This window comes from Kocuria cellulosilytica (assembly GCF_040981245.1).
GTDB lineage: Bacteria > Actinomycetota > Actinomycetes > Actinomycetales > Micrococcaceae > Kocuria > Kocuria cellulosilytica.
Genome location: NZ_JAVFWZ010000126.1, coordinates 1 through 538, shown reverse-complemented (window position 1 = coordinate 538; position 538 = coordinate 1). Strand labels below are relative to the sequence as shown.

The 538-nt window shown below is 72.7% G+C and carries 1 protein-coding gene; it reads right to left on the bottom strand.

What is annotated here, in order from left to right; all coding sequences use genetic code 11:
- Nucleotides 1-538, bottom strand: a 538-nt coding sequence (locus RCG67_RS17320; protein ID WP_368828054.1) for a (Fe-S)-binding protein, incomplete at both ends; no start/stop codon positions are given.

Here is a 538-nt window from a genome sequence, read left to right as displayed (position 1 = left end):
CGGGCACTCGGTGGCGCAGGCCTTGCAGGACAGGCATAGGTCCAGGGCCTCGAGGGTCTCCTTCGACTTCCAGCCGTCCGTGATCGACTCCCCGCGCAGCATCTCGGCCAGGGACCGGGCGCGGCCCCGGGTCGAGTGCACCTCGTCGTGGGTCGCCTGGAAGGACGGGCACATGGCGCCCACGTCCGAGCGGCAGGAGCCCACGCCCACGCACCGGTTCACGGCGCTGGAGAACGATCCGCCGTCGCGGGAGAACGCGTGCACGGGCGTGAGCGCGAACGTCCGTGCCCCGGGACCGGGACGGATGCCCTGGTCGATGGGCTCGGGGTCCACGAGCACGCCCGGGTTGAAGAACCCGTCCGGGTCGAAGACGCGCTTGAACTCCGCGAAGGCGGCCAGGGCCTCGGGGGAGTAGATGGTGGCGAGCAGCTCGGAGCGGGCGCGGCCGTCGCCGTGCTCCCCGGAGACCGAGCCGCCGTAGCGGTGGACCAGCTCCGCGGCGCGCTCGATGAACGTGCGGTAGGTCGCCATCCCGTCG